13 protein-coding genes are annotated in these 17,718 nt (G+C 71.9%); 2 read left to right on the forward strand and 11 right to left on the reverse strand.

Annotation, left to right across the window (positions count from 1 at the left end; translation table 11 throughout):
* Window positions 1-384 precede the first annotated feature (384 nt).
* The 6 genes from GRC12_RS28190 to GRC12_RS28215 all read right to left on the reverse strand — a co-directional run bounded on the left by GRC12_RS28190 (window position 385) and on the right by GRC12_RS28215 (window position 8,324).
* Window positions 385-948 (reverse strand): hypothetical protein, encoded by a 564-nt coding sequence (locus GRC12_RS28190; protein ID WP_133047295.1) that lies wholly within the window; start codon window positions 946-948, stop codon window positions 385-387.
* Entirely contained in the window at window positions 933-2,069 is a 1,137-nt protein-coding gene (locus GRC12_RS28195; RefSeq protein WP_208782186.1) for a ParA family protein, read from the reverse strand. Before GRC12_RS28195 ends, GRC12_RS28190 begins: the two co-directional genes overlap by 16 nt.
* A gap of 411 nt (window positions 2,070-2,480) precedes the next feature.
* Window positions 2,481-3,596, reverse strand: coding sequence for an alanine dehydrogenase (gene ald, locus GRC12_RS28200; protein ID WP_208782187.1), 1,116 nt, complete (start codon window positions 3,594-3,596; stop codon window positions 2,481-2,483).
* A gap of 144 nt (window positions 3,597-3,740) precedes the next feature.
* Window positions 3,741-5,783, reverse strand: coding sequence for a tetratricopeptide repeat protein (locus tag GRC12_RS28205; protein ID WP_208782188.1), 2,043 nt, complete (start codon window positions 5,781-5,783; stop codon window positions 3,741-3,743).
* A 158-nt stretch (window positions 5,784-5,941) separates the two neighbouring features.
* A complete protein-coding gene (locus GRC12_RS28210) occupies window positions 5,942-6,568 on the reverse strand; it encodes an NUDIX domain-containing protein (protein WP_208782189.1) in 627 nt (208 codons plus the stop codon).
* Window positions 6,569-6,656: 88 nt separating this feature from the next.
* Window positions 6,657-8,324: a CTP synthase gene (locus GRC12_RS28215; RefSeq protein ID WP_208782195.1), complete on the reverse strand. Its 1,668-nt coding sequence runs from the start codon at window positions 8,322-8,324 to the stop codon at window positions 6,657-6,659.
* A gap of 463 nt (window positions 8,325-8,787) precedes the next feature.
* Here GRC12_RS28215 and GRC12_RS28220 point away from each other — a divergent pair, with 463 nt between their 5' ends.
* Together GRC12_RS28220 and GRC12_RS28225 are read left to right on the forward strand one after the other, a co-directional pair.
* Window positions 8,788-10,590: a glycoside hydrolase family 15 protein gene (locus GRC12_RS28220; protein WP_133047317.1), complete on the forward strand. Its 1,803-nt coding sequence runs from the start codon at window positions 8,788-8,790 to the stop codon at window positions 10,588-10,590.
* A 245-nt stretch (window positions 10,591-10,835) separates the two neighbouring features.
* Window positions 10,836-12,476 (forward strand): PucR family transcriptional regulator, encoded by a 1,641-nt coding sequence (locus GRC12_RS28225; protein ID WP_208782190.1) that lies wholly within the window; start codon window positions 10,836-10,838, stop codon window positions 12,474-12,476.
* A 4-nt stretch (window positions 12,477-12,480) separates the two neighbouring features.
* Here GRC12_RS28225 and GRC12_RS28230 read toward each other — a convergent pair whose 3' ends face one another.
* From GRC12_RS28230 to GRC12_RS28250, 5 genes are all read right to left on the reverse strand, one after another.
* Window positions 12,481-13,617 carry a glycosyltransferase family 4 protein gene (locus GRC12_RS28230; RefSeq protein ID WP_208782191.1) on the reverse strand — a complete coding sequence of 379 codons (1,137 nt, stop codon included), beginning with the start codon at window positions 13,615-13,617 and terminating at the stop codon, window positions 12,481-12,483.
* Window positions 13,618-13,951: 334 nt separating this feature from the next.
* A complete protein-coding gene (gene recN / locus GRC12_RS28235; protein ID WP_208782196.1) occupies window positions 13,952-15,670 on the reverse strand; it encodes a DNA repair protein RecN in 1,719 nt (572 codons plus the stop codon).
* A gap of 87 nt (window positions 15,671-15,757) precedes the next feature.
* Window positions 15,758-16,663 carry an NAD kinase gene (locus tag GRC12_RS28240; RefSeq protein ID WP_208782192.1) on the reverse strand — a complete coding sequence of 302 codons (906 nt, stop codon included), beginning with the start codon at window positions 16,661-16,663 and terminating at the stop codon, window positions 15,758-15,760.
* Window positions 16,660-17,475 carry a TlyA family RNA methyltransferase gene (locus GRC12_RS28245; protein WP_208782193.1) on the reverse strand — a complete coding sequence of 272 codons (816 nt, stop codon included), beginning with the start codon at window positions 17,473-17,475 and terminating at the stop codon, window positions 16,660-16,662. Before GRC12_RS28245 ends, GRC12_RS28240 begins: the two co-directional genes overlap by 4 nt.
* 7 nt (window positions 17,476-17,482) lie before the next feature.
* Window positions 17,483-17,718, reverse strand: a 236-nt coding sequence (locus GRC12_RS28250; protein WP_208782194.1) for a hypothetical protein, incomplete at its 5' end; no start/stop codon positions are given.

Here is a 17,718-nt window from a genome sequence, read left to right on the forward strand (position 1 = left end):
CCCCTGGGCCCGAGACCCTCTGCTCCCGCCACCCCGGGCGGGACGGCCTCAACCACGGCTGCCCCGCGATCGACGGCCTCGAATCCGGCAGCCGTGGCACCAACGGCCTCCGCCCCGATGGCTCCTCGCTCACGCGCTCCCGGCCGGACCGGCCCGGACCCCGACGCCGTGGACGTGGATCGCTCCTCGGTGCTTTCCTCCACCGCCTCGGTCATGGCTTCCGGGGGCGTAGGCTCCGGCGCAGCCTGTTCCTCCGGTGTCGGGGGCGTCGGCTCGACCCGCGCAGCGCCCGCGCCCGGTCCCCGCCCCAGCGCACGCCTGCGGCCGGCACCGGGGCCGGGGCTGGGAACGTCGTTCGAGGTCATGGCCCCCGCAGGCTACCGTCTACCGCCCGCGCAGTCGGCGTACGAGGATGCTCGCGTCCCCGCGGGACTCCAGGTCGGCCAGGACCACGGCGACCGCCTCGCGCACGATGCGCCCCCGGTCGACGGCCAGCCCGTGCTCGCCCCGGAGCACCAGCCGCGCATGCTCCAGATCCATCAGCTCCTCGGCGGACACGTACACGGTGATCTTCTCGTCGTGCCGTTCCCGTCCGCTGGGGCGCCGGTTGGCCGCCCGCCCGCGCTTGCGCGGCTGGGCGCCCGCGCCGGCCGGGGCAGAACCTTCCTGCGCCGTCTGACGGCGTGCCGGCCGATCCCGGGACTCGCCCTCGTCGGACGGCTCGGGCTCCGCCGCCACATGCTCCGCGCCCTCGCCGTCGCCGCCCTGCGCGGGTACCGACTGCGGCGCGTCCTCGGGCCCGGCCGCGGCCGGGTCGCTCTCCCCGGCGGGCGCGGGCACACGGGCTTCGCCGTTGGCCCCCCGCCGCGGAGTGGACGGCTGGAGCGCCATTCCCCCTGTCGTACGGAAGAGTTCGTCGGCCCCCGGCAGACTCACTCGGCGTGACACCGGGCGAGCACCTCCCTGGCGAGCTGGCGGTAGGCGGCGGCGCCGACGGAGTTGGAGGCGTAGGTGGTGATCGGCTCGCCCGCGACCGTGGTCTCCGGGAAGCGGACCGTGCGGCCGATGACCGTGTGGTAGACGTGGTCGTCGAAGGCCTCGACCACGCGGGCCAGCACCTCGCGGCTGTGGACCGTGCGCGAGTCGTACATCGTGGCGAGGATCCCGTCGAGCTCCAGCTCCGGGTTGAGCCGCTCCTGGACCTTCTCGATGGTCTCGGTGAGCAGCGCGACACCGCGCAGCGCGAAGAACTCGCACTCGAGGGGCACTATCACCTTGTGCGCCGCCGTCAGCGCGTTCACGGTGAGCAGACCCAGCGAGGGCTGACAGTCGATCACGATGTAGTCGTAGTCGGCCATGAGCGGCTTCAGGGCGCGCTGCAGCGTGGACTCGCGCGCGACCTCGGAGACCAGCTGGACCTCCGCCGCCGACAGGTCGATGTTGCTGGGCAGCAGGTCCATGTTGGGGACCGCCGTCTTCAGGAGCACCTCGTCGGCCGCCATGCCCCGCTCCATGAGCAGGTTGTAGACGGTGAGGTCGAGCTCCATCGGGTTGACACCGAGGCCCACCGACAGCGCGCCCTGCGGGTCGAAGTCCACGAGCAGCACACGCCGGCCGTACTCCGCGAGCGCGGCACCCAGGTTGATGGTCGACGTCGTCTTGCCCACGCCGCCCTTCTGGTTGCACATCGCGATGATCTTCGCGGGGCCGTGGTCGGTCAGCGGGCCCGGGATCGGGAAGTACGGCAGCGGGCGCCCGGTCGGGCCGATGCGCTCACGGCGCTGGCGGGCAGCGTCGGGCGCGAGCGTGGCCGCGTACTCGGGATCCGGCTCGTACTCCGCGTCGGGGTCGTAGAAGTGCCCTTCGGGCAGTTCGTCGTAGTCGGCGAAGTGGTTGTGGGGCGCGCCACTTCCGTCGCCGGCCATGGCGTTCACGTGATGGCCATCCATGCTCTGGGGTGCTGACAGAACCATGCGGGGGCCGGTCTGGCTCTGTTGGGCTGCGAAGGTTCGGACAGCGACGGAGCCGACAGCCTCGAGCCCCGCGGGACCGGGGCCCCGCGTAGGCATTCCTGGTTGACCACCCCCGGGAGAAAATGTCGACTCATTCACAAGTCGTCTTACCTCCTTGGTGACCAGGAAACTTCTAGACAAGGTCAGCGTGGCACCATGCCGACGGTTGGCGACTCTATGGCGTGTCGGGCGTCCGCAGCAACACAATCCGCCGGACCCGGCCCGATGTGTCGGCAATGAAACATCCCGCTGTCAAGGGCGTACGGCCGTCGCACGGCAGGTTTCGCCGGTGTGCGAATCGGTCGAAGGGTTACGTTCGAGGCGAGTTGACCGAGAGGCGCAAAGTGACCATACACACATCTGGCCGGACCTTGTGGGGCAAGGTCCGGCCGGGTGCGCACGGTTGACGCGCCTTGTTGACGTATCGCCTTTACGAAAAGGTGACTTACGTTGTCGGGTCGATCGGGCTCAGCCGAGCAGCGTCTCCAGCTCCACGTGCTCCAGTCCGTGCGCCTGGGCCACCTCGCGGTAAACGACCTTGCCGTCATGGGTGTTGAGCCCCTTGGCCAGCGCGGGGTCGCGGCGCAGCGCCTCAACCCAGCCGTGGTCGGCGAGTTCGACGATGTAGGGCAGCGTGGCGTTGGTGAGCGCGTAGGTGGAGGTGTTGGGCACCGCGCCGGGCATGTTGGCGACGCAGTAGAAGACCGAGTCGTGGACCGTGAAGGTCGGCTCGGCGTGGGTGGTCGGACGGGAGTCCTCGAAGCAGCCGCCCTGGTCGATCGCGATGTCGACAAGGACACTTCCGGGCTTCATCCGGGCGACGAGCTCGTTGGTGACCAGCTTCGGGGCCTTGGCGCCCGGGATGAGCACGGCGCCGATGACGAGGTCGGCGTCCAGGACGGCCTTCTCCAGCTCGAAGGCGTTGGACATGATCGCCCGGACCTTGGTGCCGAAGACCTTGTCGGCCTCGCGGAGCTTGTTGATGTCGCGGTCGAGCAGCGTGACGTGGAAGCCCATGCCGACGGCGATCTGGGTGGCGTTCCAGCCGGAGACACCGCCGCCGATGACGACGGCACGCGCGGGCTGGGTGCCGGGGACGCCGCCGGGCAGCACACCGCGGCCGCCGACCGAGCGCATCAGGTGGTAGGCGCCGACCTGCGGGGCCAGCCGGCCCGCGACCTCGGACATGGGCGCCAGCAGCGGCAGGGCGCGGCTGGGCAGCTCGACGGTCTCGTAGGCGATCGCCGTGGTGCCGGACTCGATGAGCGCGTCGGTGCACTCCTTGGAGGCGGCCAGGTGCAGGTAGGTGAAGAGCGTCTGGTCCTTGCGGAGGCGGTGGTACTCCTCGGCGATCGGCTCCTTGACCTTCAGCAGCAGGTCGGCGGCGGCCCAGACCTCGTCGGCGGTGTCCAGGATCTGGGCACCCTCGGCGGTGTACTCCTCGTCCGGGATCGACGAGCCGAGGCCGGCGCCCCGCTCGATGACGACCTGGTGGCCGTGGCGCACGAGCTCGTGCACCCCGGCGGGGGTGATGGCCACCCGGAACTCGTTGTTCTTGACCTCGCGGGGGATGCCGACCTTCACGTGGATCACGGTCCTTGGCTCAGTGGATGTGGGGCAATACAACACGTACCCAGGCATGACGGAACACACCGGGAGACACCGCAGGAGAAGGTGCGGCAGAGCCAGTTTAATGAAGGTGTTCCCGCTGTCTAGCCTTTCATTGCATCAATCTTCAGCGGATGTACTACGGATTTCGCAGGCGTCAGCGGCAGGTTTCGTGTCATCGGCCTGTTCCGGCTCGTCACCGAGGAGCCGTTCGGCCCGTCCCCGGTGCAGTGCGGCGGCCGCCGGATCGCCGAGGTGCTCCAGCGTGTCGGCGAGCCGCAGCTGCAGCGCGGCCTGCAGCCGCTCGTCCTCGGCCCGGCGCGCCCACTCCAGCGCCTCGTGGCAGGTGCGCAGCGACTCCTCGGGCCGCCCCGCGTACTCCTGGACGCGCGCGAGCTCGCTCAACGCCCGGGCGTGGGCCGCCACATCGCCGTTCTTGCGGTACCCGGCGGCAGCGGCCCGCCAGTTGCGCTGCGCCTCGCCGTAGCGGCCCGCGTAGGTGTGGGCGGATGCGATACGGCCGTACAGCCGGGCGGCCTCGGCCCGCTCGTCCCGGGCCAGCCGCTGGGCCAGGGCCCGGCCGAACCAGTCGGCGGCCCGGTCGTAGTCCTCGAGCTCCAGATGCGCGCCGCCTACGGATTCCATCGCGCGCCCGGTCGCGTACGGGTCGTTCGCCTCGCGTCCGGCGTCCAGCGCGGCCCGATACCGCACCAGGGCCTGCGCCGTACGGCCGGTCTGGCCGTCCAGATCGCCCAGGTTCAGCAGCGCGGCGGCCTTCTCCCGGGGCAGCTTCCGGCGCTCGGCGACGTCGAGGACGAGCGCGTGAACGCCGTACAGGTCGGACGCGGCGGCCTGGGTGCCGAAGTGCGCCACCATCGCCCTGACCAGCTGGGACATGAGGCGCCTGGCGAGGGTGTCCAGCTCCCCGTCGGCCACCGCGGCCCGGGCGGAGGCCAGCAGCGCGGGCCGCCGGATGCGCAGCCACTCCTCGGCGGCCCGGGGGCTCGGGAAGCGCAGCGAGCGGGGCATGGCCTGGAGCTTCTCGCGGACCTCGGGGTCGTCGGTCTCGGTGATGGTCCGGCAGGACTGCAGCAGGCGTACCGTCCGCTCCAGCATCCGGGCACGGGCCAGCTGGAGCTCGCCGGGGCGGTCCTGGGTCGCGGCCAGCTTTCTGAGCAGGGGGTGCAGACAGCCGGGCACCTCGTACTGGGGCACCGGCGAGTCCACGGTGTGCAGCAGGCCGAGGGCGACGAAGTCGTCCAGGGCGGCCCGCGCGCCGTCGACGGAGCAGCCGGCCAGCGCGGCGGCGGTGTGCGGGTCGACGAGGCCGGCCGGGGCCAGCGAGAGCAGTCGCAGTATCCGGGCGGAGGCGGAGGGCAGCGAGGCGTGGACGAGCCGGAAGACCCGGCTGAGCGGGGTGCCCTCGCCGTCCTCGCTGTGCAGCTGTTTGGCCAGGTCGGCGACGGCCGCCTTGGGGCGCGCGGCTAGCCAGCCGCCGGCCAGCGTCAGCGCCGCGGGCTGCCCCTGGCACTCCTCGACCAGGCCCTCGGCGGCACGGGGGTCGACGGTGATGCGGACCGAGCCGGTGTGGCGGGTGAGCAGCTCCAGGCCGGACTTGGTGTCGAGGCCGCCCAGGGTGCAGGGGCGGACGTCGGAGATGCCGGTGAGGGGGCCGCCGGACACGGCGACGACCAGGCAGTCGGGGGTGTCCGGGAGGAGGGCGTCGACCTGCTCGGCGTCGGCCGCGTCGTCGAGCAGCAGCAGGACCCGCCGGTCGGCGAGGGCGGTGCGCAGGGCCTCGGTCAGCTCGTCGGCGGCGGCTCCGGCGGGGGTGGGCAGGTCCAGGGCGGCCAGCAGCTCACGGGCGGCGCGCTCGACGGGGACGGGGGTGCCGTCGGGCTCGCTCAGCCGGGCGCGCAGCACTCCGTCGTCGTAACGGTCCGCGACCTGTCGTACGAGTTCCTCGGCGAGCGCGGTGCGTCCGGAGCCGGGCTTTCCGGCGATGAGCAGGACACGCGCGCGTGGGGGTTTCCTCCCGGACAGGGTGTCCAGGCCCGCGCGCTCGATGTCGGCGCGCAGCTCTTTCAACTCCCTTGTACGGCCCAGGAACTGACTTTCCGACAGCCGTGCGCCGCCTTCCGTGTCCACCGCCTGATCCGTCACGGGCCACACTCCCGTCCCACCGCACGCAAGCCCGCCGGGACCCCGGTCCGGGCATCGGTCAGAGCCTAGTTCACGCTCTGCAACGTTCCTGGTGGAGCGCGGCGGACAGGTCCCTCGATCGGATCAGCCGATGGTCACACCGACACGCCGGGAAGTGTTCAGGACTCGAACGGACGCGCGGGCCACGGTGCCTCGGCCGGACGGAGCGCGTCGAGCCCGTCGCCGTTCTGCGCCGCGATGAGCGAAAGGACGCCCACCACGAGGCAGTTGTTGTGCAGTTCACCCGCGAGGACGCCCCGGGCCAGCTCGTCGAGCGGCACACGGTCGTACTCCAGGTCGATCTCCTCGTGCTCGACCGCGAAGCGCTCGCCGTCCGCCTCGGACAGATCCCGGGCCAGGAAGATCCGCACGGCCTCGTCGGAGCCGCCCGGGGTGGTGTAGACGTCGGCCAGCACCCGCCAGTCCTCCGCCTTGACGTGCGCCTCCTCGTACAGCTCGCGCTGGGCCGCGTGCAGCGGGTTCTCGCCGGGCACGTCGAGCAGGCCGGCCGGGATCTCCCAGAGCTTCTGGCGCACGGGGTGGCGGTACTGGCGGATCACCAGGACCCGTCCCTCGTCGTCCAGGGCGAGGACACCGACCGAGCCCGGATGGAGCTGGTAGTCGCGGTGGACGACCGTTCCGTCGGGCATGACCACGTCGTCCGTGCGGACGGAGGTCTTGTTGCCCACGAAGGGGGTCCTCGTCGCCCGGATCTCCCACTCCTCGGGAGCGTCCTTGATCGTCATGCCCTGTCCTTCCCCACGTGCAAAAAAAGAGCAGCCGGGGCGCTCACCTTTTGAATGCGCGCGCCCCGGCCACCGTACAACTGTTGTGTCAGTCGGAGTTCTTCCGCTCGACGGCGGCCTTCACCAGGCCCGCGAACAGCGGGTGCGGCCTGGTCGGACGCGAGCGCAGTTCGGGGTGCGCCTGGGTGGCGACCAGGTAAGGGTGCACCTCGCGGGGGTACTCCACGTACTCCACGAGCTTGCCGTCCGGGGACGTGCCGGAGAACAGGATGCCCGCCTTCTTCTCCAGCTCCGCGCGGTAGGCGTTGTTGACCTCGTAGCGGTGGCGGTGCCGCTCCTCGACGTACTCCTTGCCGTCGTACACCTCGCGCACGATGGAGCCCTCGGCCAGCTTGGCCGGGTACATGCCCAGGCGCATCGTTCCGCCCATGTCGCCCTCGCCGGCGACGATGTCCAGCTGCTCGGCCATGGTGGAGATCACCGGGTGGGCGGTGGCCGGGTCGAACTCGGTGGAGTTGGCGTCGCCGATGTCGGCCAGGTTGCGCGCGGCCTCGATCACGATGCACTGCAGGCCCAGGCAGAGGCCGAGCAGGGGGATCTTGTTCTCGCGGGCGTACCTGATCGCGCCGACCTTGCCGAGCACACCGCGGTCGCCGAAGCCGCCGGGGATGCAGATGCCGTCGACGTCCGACAGCTGCGCCTTGGCGCCGGCCGGGGTCTTGCAGTCGTCGGAGGTGACCCACTTGATCTTCACGCGGGCCTTGTTGGCGAAGCCGCCGGCGCGCAGGGCCTCGGTGACCGAGAGGTAGGCGTCGGGCAGGTCGATGTACTTGCCGACCAGGGCGAGGGTGATCTCGTGGTCGGGGTTGTGGACGCGGTCGAGCAGGTCGTCCCAGGTCGTCCAGTCCACGTCGCGGAAGGGCAGGTCCAGCTTGCGGACGACATAGGCGTCCAGGCCCTCGCCGTGCACGGTCTTCGGGATGTCGTAGATCGAGCGGGCGTCGGGACAGGCCACCACGGCGGCCTCGTCGACGTCGCACATCAGGGAGATCTTGCGCTTGATCGCGGTCGGCACCTCGCGGTCGCAGCGCAGCACGATGGCGTCCGGCTGGATACCGATGTTCCGCAGGGCCGCAACCGAGTGCTGGGTCGGCTTCGTCTTCAGCTCTCCCGACGGGCCGATGTAGGGCAGGAGGGAGATGTGGACGACGAAGACGTTGTCACGGCCGACCTCGTGCCGCACCTGGCGCACCGTCTCCAGGAACGGCAGCGACTCGATGTCGCCGACCGTGCCGCCGACCTCGGTGATGACGACATCGACCTCGTCGGTCGCCATCCGGCGGATCCGGTGCTTGATCTCGTTGGTGATGTGCGGGATGACCTGCACGGTGTCACCGAGGTACTCGCCGCGCCGCTCCTTGGCGATCACCGTCGAGTACACCTGTCCCGTAGTGACATTGGCGGAGCCGTCCAAGTCACGGTCGAGGAAGCGCTCGTAGTGTCCGATGTCCAGGTCGGTCTCCGCCCCGTCGTTCGTGACGAAGACCTCACCGTGCTGGAAGGGGTTCATCGTGCCCGGGTCCACGTTCAGATACGGGTCGAGCTTCTGCATCACGACCCTGAGGCCGCGCGCCTTGAGCAGCATGCCGAGGCTGGAGGCCGTCAGGCCCTTGCCCAGGGAGGAGGCGACACCCCCGGTGACGAAGATGTGCTTGGTCGTCGTGGCTGTGCTGTTTCGAAAAACATGCGGCGGCATGGCCAAGAGGGGGCTCCCGTGGTCGCGGTCTGGGTTGCGGTTCCGGGGTTTTCTCGCCCACCGGTCCACGGGCTACCAGGGTATCAGCGACCGCAGCCGACGGCTTCCGGCCACGCTCCGCACACGGACCGCCACGGACGTGCACGTCTTCCGCTGTTTCCCGACGGTTGCTCACCCGTTCGGCCGATCTCGGTTGCCGGGAGCGGCACACAGATCATCTACGTGCGTCGTATCCTGCTCGGACACTCGCTGCCGAGCCCGGCCGGATACACGTCACCACCCCCGCACGTGATGACCGGAACAACGAGAGCTCGTCAGTTCGTTGAGCATCAATTGTCGTTTTGCCACACGGCAGGCACGACTGCTTTGCTTCACCGCTCAACGACGCATTACAACGACCCCTTGACCGCAATAGCGACAGCCCCCTGCTGGGGGTGACGTGGCCGTTCGACTGGAGTTGCACGTGGCCGGGCGCATCGAAGACTACGCACTCATCGGAGACATGCAGACCGCTGCCCTGGTCTGCCGGGACGGCACGGTGGACTGGCTGTGCCTGCCCCGCTTCGACTCGCATGCCATCTTCGCCGGTCTGCTGGGCACCGAGGAGCACGGGTTCTGGCGGCTGGGCCCCGCCCACGCCTCCGACGCCCAGCCCCCGAGGGCGGCCCGGCGCGGCTACCGCGGCGACTCGCTGATCCTGGAATCCGAGTGGGACACCCCGCGCGGCACGGTCCGAGTGACCGATTTCATGCCCCCGCGTGACGGCGCCCCGCAGCTGATCCGGATCGTCGAGGGCGTCTCGGGCCGCGTCCCCATGCGCTCGGCCCTGCGCATGCGTTTCTCGTACGGCCGTGTCGTGCCCTGGGTGCACAAGCACGACGGCCGCACGGTCGCCGTCGCCGGCCCCGACTCGGTCTGGTACGACACCGAGTGCGAGACCTACGGCAAGTCGCTGACGACGTACTCGGACTTCACGGTCGCCCCCGGTGACCGGATCGCCTTCACCATCTCCTGGCAGCCCTCGCACAAGGAGCCCCCGCCGCTGCCGGAGCCGGAGGCATCCCTGGAGGCCACGGAGGACTTCTGGCGGGAGTGGGTCGAGCACTGTACGTACCACGGCCCCTACCGCGAGGCGGTGATCCGCTCGCTGATCACGCTGAAGGCGCTGACGTACGCCCCGACCGGCGGAATCGTCGCCGCGCCGACGACCTCCCTCCCCGAGGACATCGGCGGCGTCCGCAACTGGGACTACCGCTACACCTGGCTGCGTGACGCGGCCATCACCCTGTCCTCGCTGCTGCGCACCGGCTACCGCGAGGAGGCCCGCGCCTGGCGCGAGTGGCTGCTGCGCGCTGTCGCCGGCGACCCCGAGAACCTGCAGATCATGTACGGCATCGCGGGCGAGCGCGAGCTGGGCGAGGCGGAGCTGGACTGGCTGCCCGGCTACGAGAACTCGGCGCCGGTGCGCGTCGGCAACGGCGCCGCCCACCAGCTCCAGCTCGACGTGTACGGCGAGGTCACCGAGGCCCTGCACCTCGGCCACATGACGGGCCTGGCCCGCAGCGACTACGCCTCCCTCCTCCAGCTGAAGCTGATCCGCTACCTGGAGCAGCACTGGGACGAGCCGGACGAGGGCATCTGGGAGGTGCGCGGGCCGCGCCGGCACTTCGTGCACTCCAAGGTGATGGCCTGGGTCGCCGTCGACCGCACCATCAAGCTCATCGAGTCCGGCGACGCGGACGGCCCGCTGGAGCGCTGGAAGGAGCTGCGCGACGAGATCCACCGGGACGTGTGCGAAAAGGGCTACGACAAGGAGCGCAACACCTTCACCCAGTCGTACGGCTCCAGGGAGCTCGACGCCTCACTGCTGCTGATCCCGCAGATGGGTTTCCTGCCGCCCGACGACAAGCGCGTCATCGGCACCATCGAGGCCATCCAGCGCGAGCTGTCGACGCCGGACGGCTTCATCCTGCGCTACCCGACCGAGGGCGACAGCGAGGGCGTCGACGGCCTGCCCGGCGACGAGGGGGCCTTCCTGGCCTGCTCGTTCTGGATGGCCGACGACCTGGCGATGATCGGCCGCGTGGACGAGGCGAGGAAGCTCTTCGAGAAGCTGCTCTCGCTGCGCAACGACCTCGGGCTGCTCGCCGAGGAGTGGGACCCGCGCCTCAAGCGCCAGGTGGGCAACTTCCCCCAGGCCTTCAGCCACGTGCCCCTCATCGACACGGCCCTGCGCCTGACGGCGTCGGGGGCGTACGGCGGCTAGCCGCTCCGCGGGAGACGCGGGAAGCCGGATGCCGTGGAGGCCGTCCGTCCTCCGCGGCACTGTCGTGGCTGATCGCGCCCGCGCGGCCGAGCCGCATGACGACCGCGGCTCGGCGTCCCTTCGGGCGGCGCCCAGGTGCTCTCGGCCAACGGACCACGGAGGACGTCCGCCCTTCGGTGCCGCCCGAGGGCGCTTGCGTCGGGCCCGAGCTGTTGCGGTGGCATCCGCGCAGGTAGCGTCCGGCTATGGACAGCGGCACGGACAGCGGACTCGCCAGCCAGGGCGCCGGCATCACCGTTCAGCGGGCGCTGGAGCTGCCCGGGCTGCGCAGCGGGCTGCCCGAGGTGCTGGCGGGCGCCGACCGGCTGCAGCGCACCGTGCGCTGGGTGCACGCGGGCGAGGTGCCCAACATCGCCTCGCTGCTCAAGGGCGGCGAGCTGCTGCTGACCACCGGCTACGGGCTCGGCACCCGCCCGGCCGACCAGCGCGTGTTCGTCCGTACCCTGGCCGAACGCGGCATCGCCGCCCTCGTCGTCGAGCTGGGCCCGCGCTTCACCCGGCTGCCGGCGGCCCTCGTCGACACGGCACGCGCGGCCGGTCTGCCGCTGGTCCAGCTGCACCGCGAGGTGCCCTTCGTGGCGGTCACCGAGGAGATCCACACCGAGATCGTCAACGGCCACTACGCGCTGCTCCAGCGGGCCGAGGAGGTGCACCGCCGCTGTACGGAGGCCCTGCTGGGCGGCGGCGGGGTGCCCCAGGTGCTCGGCATCCTGGCGGGCTTCGGCGGCAACCCGGTCTTCCTGGAAACACCCGACGGACAGCTCCTGTACGCCGCCGGGGAGGGCCCCGAGGGCGCGGACCCGCTCCAGGTGTGGGAGGGGCTGCGCGGCCAGCACAAGGACGCTCCGCCGTCCGGCTCCGTGCTGGTGGACGTGCCCGGGGGCGGCCCGGGGACCGGTTCGGTGCGGGCACGGCTGGTGCTGCTGCCCGTACGGGCCCCGCTGGGGCCGGTGCACCGGATGGCGGCCGAGCGGGCCGCGGGCATCCTCGCCGTGGTGCTGATGCAGGCCCGGCAGGAGGAGGAGCTGGCGGCGCGCGGACGCGGCGACTTCCTCACCGACCTCGCCGAGGGCCGGATCACCGCCGAGGACGCGCCCGCGCAGGCGCGCGTGCTGGGCTTCAAGCCGGGCACCAGCCCGCTGCTGCCGGTCGTCATGCGGCTCGGGGACGCCCTGTCGCCCGGGGGCGGCTGGGCGGTGCTGGCGCGTGCCGTCTCCGAGGAGCTGGCCTCGGTGGGGGTGCCGGTGCTGCTGGGCGTACGGCCCGTCGAGGGCCGTGTCCTCGTCCTGCTGGGCCTGCGGTCGGAGTCGGAGCGGCCGGCGGTCGCGGACCGGGTGGCGGCGGCGCTGCGGGCCGGGGTGGAGCGGGCGGGCATGCAGCGGCCGGGGGCGCAGCCGCCGGTGGTGGTCGTAGGCGTCGTGGGCGGCTGGGCGGCGGCGTCGGCGGGGCTGCGGCACGCGGCGGAGACCGCGACGGCGGCGCAGGGCCTGACGGACCGCCCCTGGTACGACGCCCGCCGCCTCGACATCGACCTCCTGCTGTGGCGGCTGCGGGACCACCCCGACCTCGCGGCCTTCGTCGACCGCGCGATCGGCCCCCTGCGCGACCACGACGACCGCTCCCGGCCGCCCCTGCTGCCCACCCTGGAGACGTACCTGGCGCACGCGGGCCGCAAGGCGGAAACGGCCCGCGAACTCCACCTCAACCGGCAGACGCTCTACAACCGCCTGGCCCGCATCGGCGAGTTGCTGGGCACGGACCTCGAAGACCCGCAGACCGTACTGGCGTTGAGCCTGGCGCTCAGAGCGCGCCGGTACGTGCCCTAGATCCCTAGATGAGGGGCCGGGGCTGCGTCAACTCGTCGTAGACGCTCAGTACCTGGGCGACCGTCTCGTCCTCGGTCGGCCAGGTGGCCGCCTGCCGGGTGCCCCGGTCCTTGAGGAGTTCGCGTCGGACGGGGTCGGTGAGGAGCCGGGTGACGGCGTCGGCAAGGGCCTTCGCGTCGCCGTACGGGACGAGTTCCGCTGCGTCGCCGACGAGTTCGGGGACGCCGCCGACGCGGGTCGCGACGAGCGGCACACGCGCGTGCAGGGCTTCCTGCGCGAGCACGGAGCGGGACTCCCAACTGCTGGGCAGCAGCGCCACGTCGGCGGCGGTGAGCAGTTCGCTCGCGTCGTCGCGCCGCCCGAGGAGCCGTACGGGCAGTTCCTCGTCCTCGATACGGCGCTGCAGCATGCCCCGCAGCGGGCCTTCGCCCGCGATCACGACGAGCGGCACGGGGTCGAGGCGGCACCAGGCGCGGGTGGCGTCCAGGAGAGTGTCGTAACCGCGGTGCCGGTCGAGCGAACCGACGGCCATCAGCAACGGACGCCCGGTGGCGCCGAGTTCGGCCCGGATCTTGGAGCCGAGCCGCTCCGGGTCGTCGTGCTCGGCGATGCCGCGCCGGCCGGGCAGCGCGACGGCGGCGAGCCGTGCGTCGCGCGCTCCGGTCCGGCGGGCGCGGTCCACGAGGTCCGAGGTCGTGCCGAGCACCACGGTGGCCGCCTTCACCACCCGCCGCTCCAGCAGACGCAGCAGATGCGCCCGGGCGCCCTCGGCCCGCGCGTGGTTGTGCCAGGTGACGACCAGCGGGGTGCGCCGTCCGCTGAGCGCCAGAGCGGCACGGAAGGAGGCGTGCAGTCCATGGGCGTGCACCAGGTCGGCGTTCCTGCAGGCCTCCCGCAGCACGGCCACGGACCCCGGGTCGCTGCTGCGGGGCACGTGCACGTGTTCGGCGCCGGTGCCCGTGAAGTCGTAGAGGTGATCGGCCTCGACGGGGGCGCACACCGTCACCCGCACGCCCCTCGCGACGAGCCCGGAGGCCAGCGAGCGCACATGCGCGCTGCTGCCGGCGTTGCCGCCGCCCAGCACCTGCACGGTGCGCAGCGACGACTGACCGTGCGGCGTGGGGCTGCTGACGGGGCTCACGTGGCCGGGGCTCCTGGTTCGGCGTCGGGCGGTCACGAAGAAGGTACAGAAGGACCGGGCGGTGGGGGTGTACCGCGCTGTTTCCTCCACGTACCAACTCAAGGATGCCAGCACGTACGGGTGTTCCGGCACCGCGGAGGCGCCGGGCAACCGCCGGAGACCGGGGCGGTGTCACTCACACGAGTGAGAAGGGGGCGTTCCGCGACGGTCCGGTGGAGGGTCGGTGCGCGCGGACGGCACAGGCGCCCCTGGCGCACCACAGGCCTCAGCGACCGATCGCCCCGCCCCAACGGCCGCCCACGGGCCGCGTGATGAGACTCACCCCGACCGGCTCCTACACGTCCGCGCGAGCCGTGGCCAGTAGTTCCTCCGCGTGAGCCCGGGCCGTCTCGGAGTCCTCCTGCCCGGCGAGCATCCGGGACAGCTCCCGCACCCGCTCCTCGCCCTCCAGCACCTTCACGCCGGAGCGGGTCACGGACCCGTCGTTGGTCTTCTCGACCAGCAACTGCCGGTCGGCGAAGGCGGCGACCTGCGGGAGGTGAGTCACGACGACGACCTGCGCGGTCTTGGCGAGCCTGGCCAGCCGCCGCCCGATCTCGACGGCCGCCTTGCCGCCGACACCGGCGTCGACCTCGTCGAAGAGGTACGTCGGCACCGGATCCGTCCCCGCGAAGACGACCTCGACGGCGAGCATCACGCGCGAGAGCTCACCACCGGACGCCCCCTTGGCGATGGGCCGCGGCGGCGCCCCCGGATGCGGGGCGAGCAGCAGCTCCACCTCGTCGGCACCGGACGGCCCGTAGGCGACCGCGCGCCCGCCGACCTCCACGCCCTCGGGATCCTCGGTCTGCCGGATCTCGAACGACACGCGCGCGTGCGGCATGGCGAGCGAGGCCAGCTCCGCGGTCACGGCCGCGGCGAACCGCTCGGCGGCCTCCGCCCGCGCGTCCGTCAACGCCTGCGCCAGCCCGCCCAGTTCGGAACGCAGCGCGTCCCGCTCAGCGGTCAGCTCGTCGATCCGCTCGTCGTCGCCGTCCAGCTCGGTCAGCCGGGCCGCGCTCCGCTCGGCCCACGCCAGCACGGCGTTGACGTCCTCGCCGTACTTCCGGGTCAACCCGGTGAGCGCGGCCCGCCGTTCCTCAACCGCCGCCAGCCGCAGGGGATCGGCGTCCAGGTCGTCGGCGTATCCCGCCAACTCCCCGGCCACGTCGCCCAGGAGGATCCCGATCTCCCCGATGCGGTCGGCGAGCGCGGACAGCGCGGGGTCGTGCGACCGCACGGCGTCCAGTGCCCGCTGGGCGCCCGCGACGAGCGTGGCGGCGTCGATGCCCTCGGGGTCCTCGGGATTCCCGGCGAGGGCGGCGTGGGCGGCGGTGGCGGCGGACGACAGCGCCTCCGCGTGCCCGAGCCGCTCCGCCTCCTCGGCCAGCTCGACGTCCTCCCCGGCCCGCGGCTCGACTCCGGCGATCTCCTCGAGGCCGTAGCGCAGCATGTCGGCCTCCTGGGCCCGCTCACGCGCGCGTGTGACGATCTCCTCCAGCTCGACGGAGACGGCCCGCAGCCGGCGATAGGCCTCGCCGTACTTGGCGAGCGGCCCGGCCACGGCCTCACCGGCGTACCGGTCGAGCGCCTGCCGCTGCCGGGACAGCTTCAGCAGTCCCTGCTGGTCGGTCTGCCCGTGCACGGCCACCAGGTCGTCGGCGAGGTCGGCGAGCAACCCCACCGGCACGCTCCGCCCGCCCACATGCGCCCGCGACCGCCCCTCGGCGGAAACGGTACGGCTGATCAACAGGGCCCCGTCGTCGAGCTCGGCCCCGGCCTCCTCGGCCCGCACCACGGCGGAGGCGTCCGCGGGCACGGTGATCCGGCCCTCGACGACGGCCTTCTCGGCCCCGATCCGCACCAACGCCGCGTCCGCCCGGCCGCCGAGCAACAGCCCGAGACTGGTGACGACCATGGTCTTGCCCGCACCCGTCTCACCGGTGACGGCGGTGAACCCGGGCGACAGCTCGACGACCGCGTCGTCGATGACGCCGAGCGACCGTATCCGCATCTCTTCCAGCACGGCTACGACCTTACGAGGTAGGGACGGAGATACGCGAGGCACCCTGTCACTCGGGCGAGTGGATGTCCCAAGGGGTCAGTGCGGCGCTCCCCGCCATCCGGAAACCGGCAGCGCGAACTTCGCCACCAGCCGGTCGGTGAAGGACGCGTGATGCAGCCGAGCCAGCCGCACCGGCACCGCGCCCCGCCGCACCTCCACCCGCGCCCCCGGCGGCAGCTCGAACGTCCGCCGACCGTCGCACCACAGCACACCCGGCGGAATGTGGGGCAGCAGTTCGACGGCGAGCACGGAGTTCGGCGAGGTCACCAGCGGCTTCGCGAACAGCGCGTGCGCGGAGATCGGCACCATCAGCAGCGCCTCGACCTCGGGCCACACCACGGGCCCGCCCGCCGAGAACGCGTAGGCGGTCGACCCGGTGGGCGTGGACAGCACGATCCCGTCGCAGCCGAACCCCGTGACCGGCCGCCCGTCGATCTCGAGGACGACCTCGAGCAGCTTCTCGGCCCCGGCCTTCTGCACGGCCGCCTCGTTCAGCGCCCAGTCCGTGTGGACGATGTCCCCGTTGCGGTGCACGACGACGTCGACGGTCATCCGTTCCTCGACCTCGTACGACTTCGACACCACCCGGTCGACGACCTTGTCGAGGTCGTCCCGCTCGGCCTCCGCGAGGAACCCCACGCTCCCGAGGTTGACGCCCAGCATCGGCACCCCGGACGCGCGAGCGAACTCGGCACCCCGCAGCAGCGTCCCGTCACCGCCGAGCACGATCAGCAGCTCGCACCCCTCGAGGCACTGGGCGGTGGCCTCCTTGACCAGCTCCACCTCATCGGGCAGCGGCAGGTCGGCGGCCTCGTACTCCAGGACCCGTACCCCGATCCCCTCGCGCAGCAGCCCCTTCACGACCAGCTCGGCACTGCGGATGGCCGCCGGCCGTCCCGTGTGGGCGAGCAGGAAAACCGTACGAGCTCGGTTCTGTGTCAACGCGGCCCCTCCGCAACTGCACGATCGACATCGGCCGGGTCCAGTTCGGGTGCTCCGGCCCGCAGCCACAGAAAGTACTCGACGTTCCCGGAGGGTCCGGGCAGCGGACTGGCGGTGACACCCTTCACCCCGAGTCCGAGTTCCCACGCCTTGTGGGCCACACCCCGCACCGCCTCCGCCCGCAACTGCGGACTCCGTACCACTCCCCCGCTGCCCAGCCGTTCCTTCCCCACCTCGAACTGCGGCTTGACCATCATCACCAGATCGGCATCCGGCTTCACACACCGCACCAGGGCGGGCAGCACCAGGCCGAGCGGGATGAAGGACAGATCCCCCACGACAAGATCCACAGGCTCCCCATCGATCGCTTCGAGCGTCAACTCGCGTACGTTCGTACGGTCCTTGACGGTGACGCGTTCATCGCTCTGCAGAGTCCACGCGAGTTGTCCGTAGCCGACGTCGACGGCGACGACGTGCGCGGCCCCCGAGCGCAGCAGCACATCGGTGAAACCCCCGGTGGAGGCACCGGCGTCCAGCGCCCGCCGCCCCTCGACGACGAGCCCACGCGGCACGAACGCCCGCAGGGCGCCCGCGAGCTTGTGCCCGCCGCGCGAGACGTAGTCGGGGTCGTTGTCGTCGGCCGCCACGACGATCGCCGCGGCGGTCTCCACCTGGGTGGCCGGCTTGGTCGCGACGGACTTGCCGACGCTGACCCGCCCGGCCGCGATCAGCTGCCCGGCGTGCTCACGCGAGCGCGCGAGCTTGCGGCGCACCAGCTCCGCGTCCAGACGGCGACGTGCGACTCCTGCCACGTTCGGTTCAGCTCCTGTTGCCATACGAGGGTGAAGGCCCCCTCGTGCCGTACGACGGTGAGGGCGCCGGAGGTCCCGGGCGTGCGTCGAGCGCGGTCAGCGCGTCGCGCAGCCCCCGGTGCACATCCTCGTACACCTCGAGATGTCCGTCCGTGGCGAGGTGGTCGGCGTCGCCGAGCCGCTCCAGCTGGGCGTCGACCTCGGCGTTGCCGGTCGGGGTGCGGGGGACGTTCAGCGGGGCGG

Source organism: Streptomyces griseorubiginosus (assembly GCF_017614965.1).
In the GTDB taxonomy this organism is placed as follows: domain Bacteria; phylum Actinomycetota; class Actinomycetes; order Streptomycetales; family Streptomycetaceae; genus Streptomyces; species Streptomyces griseorubiginosus_B.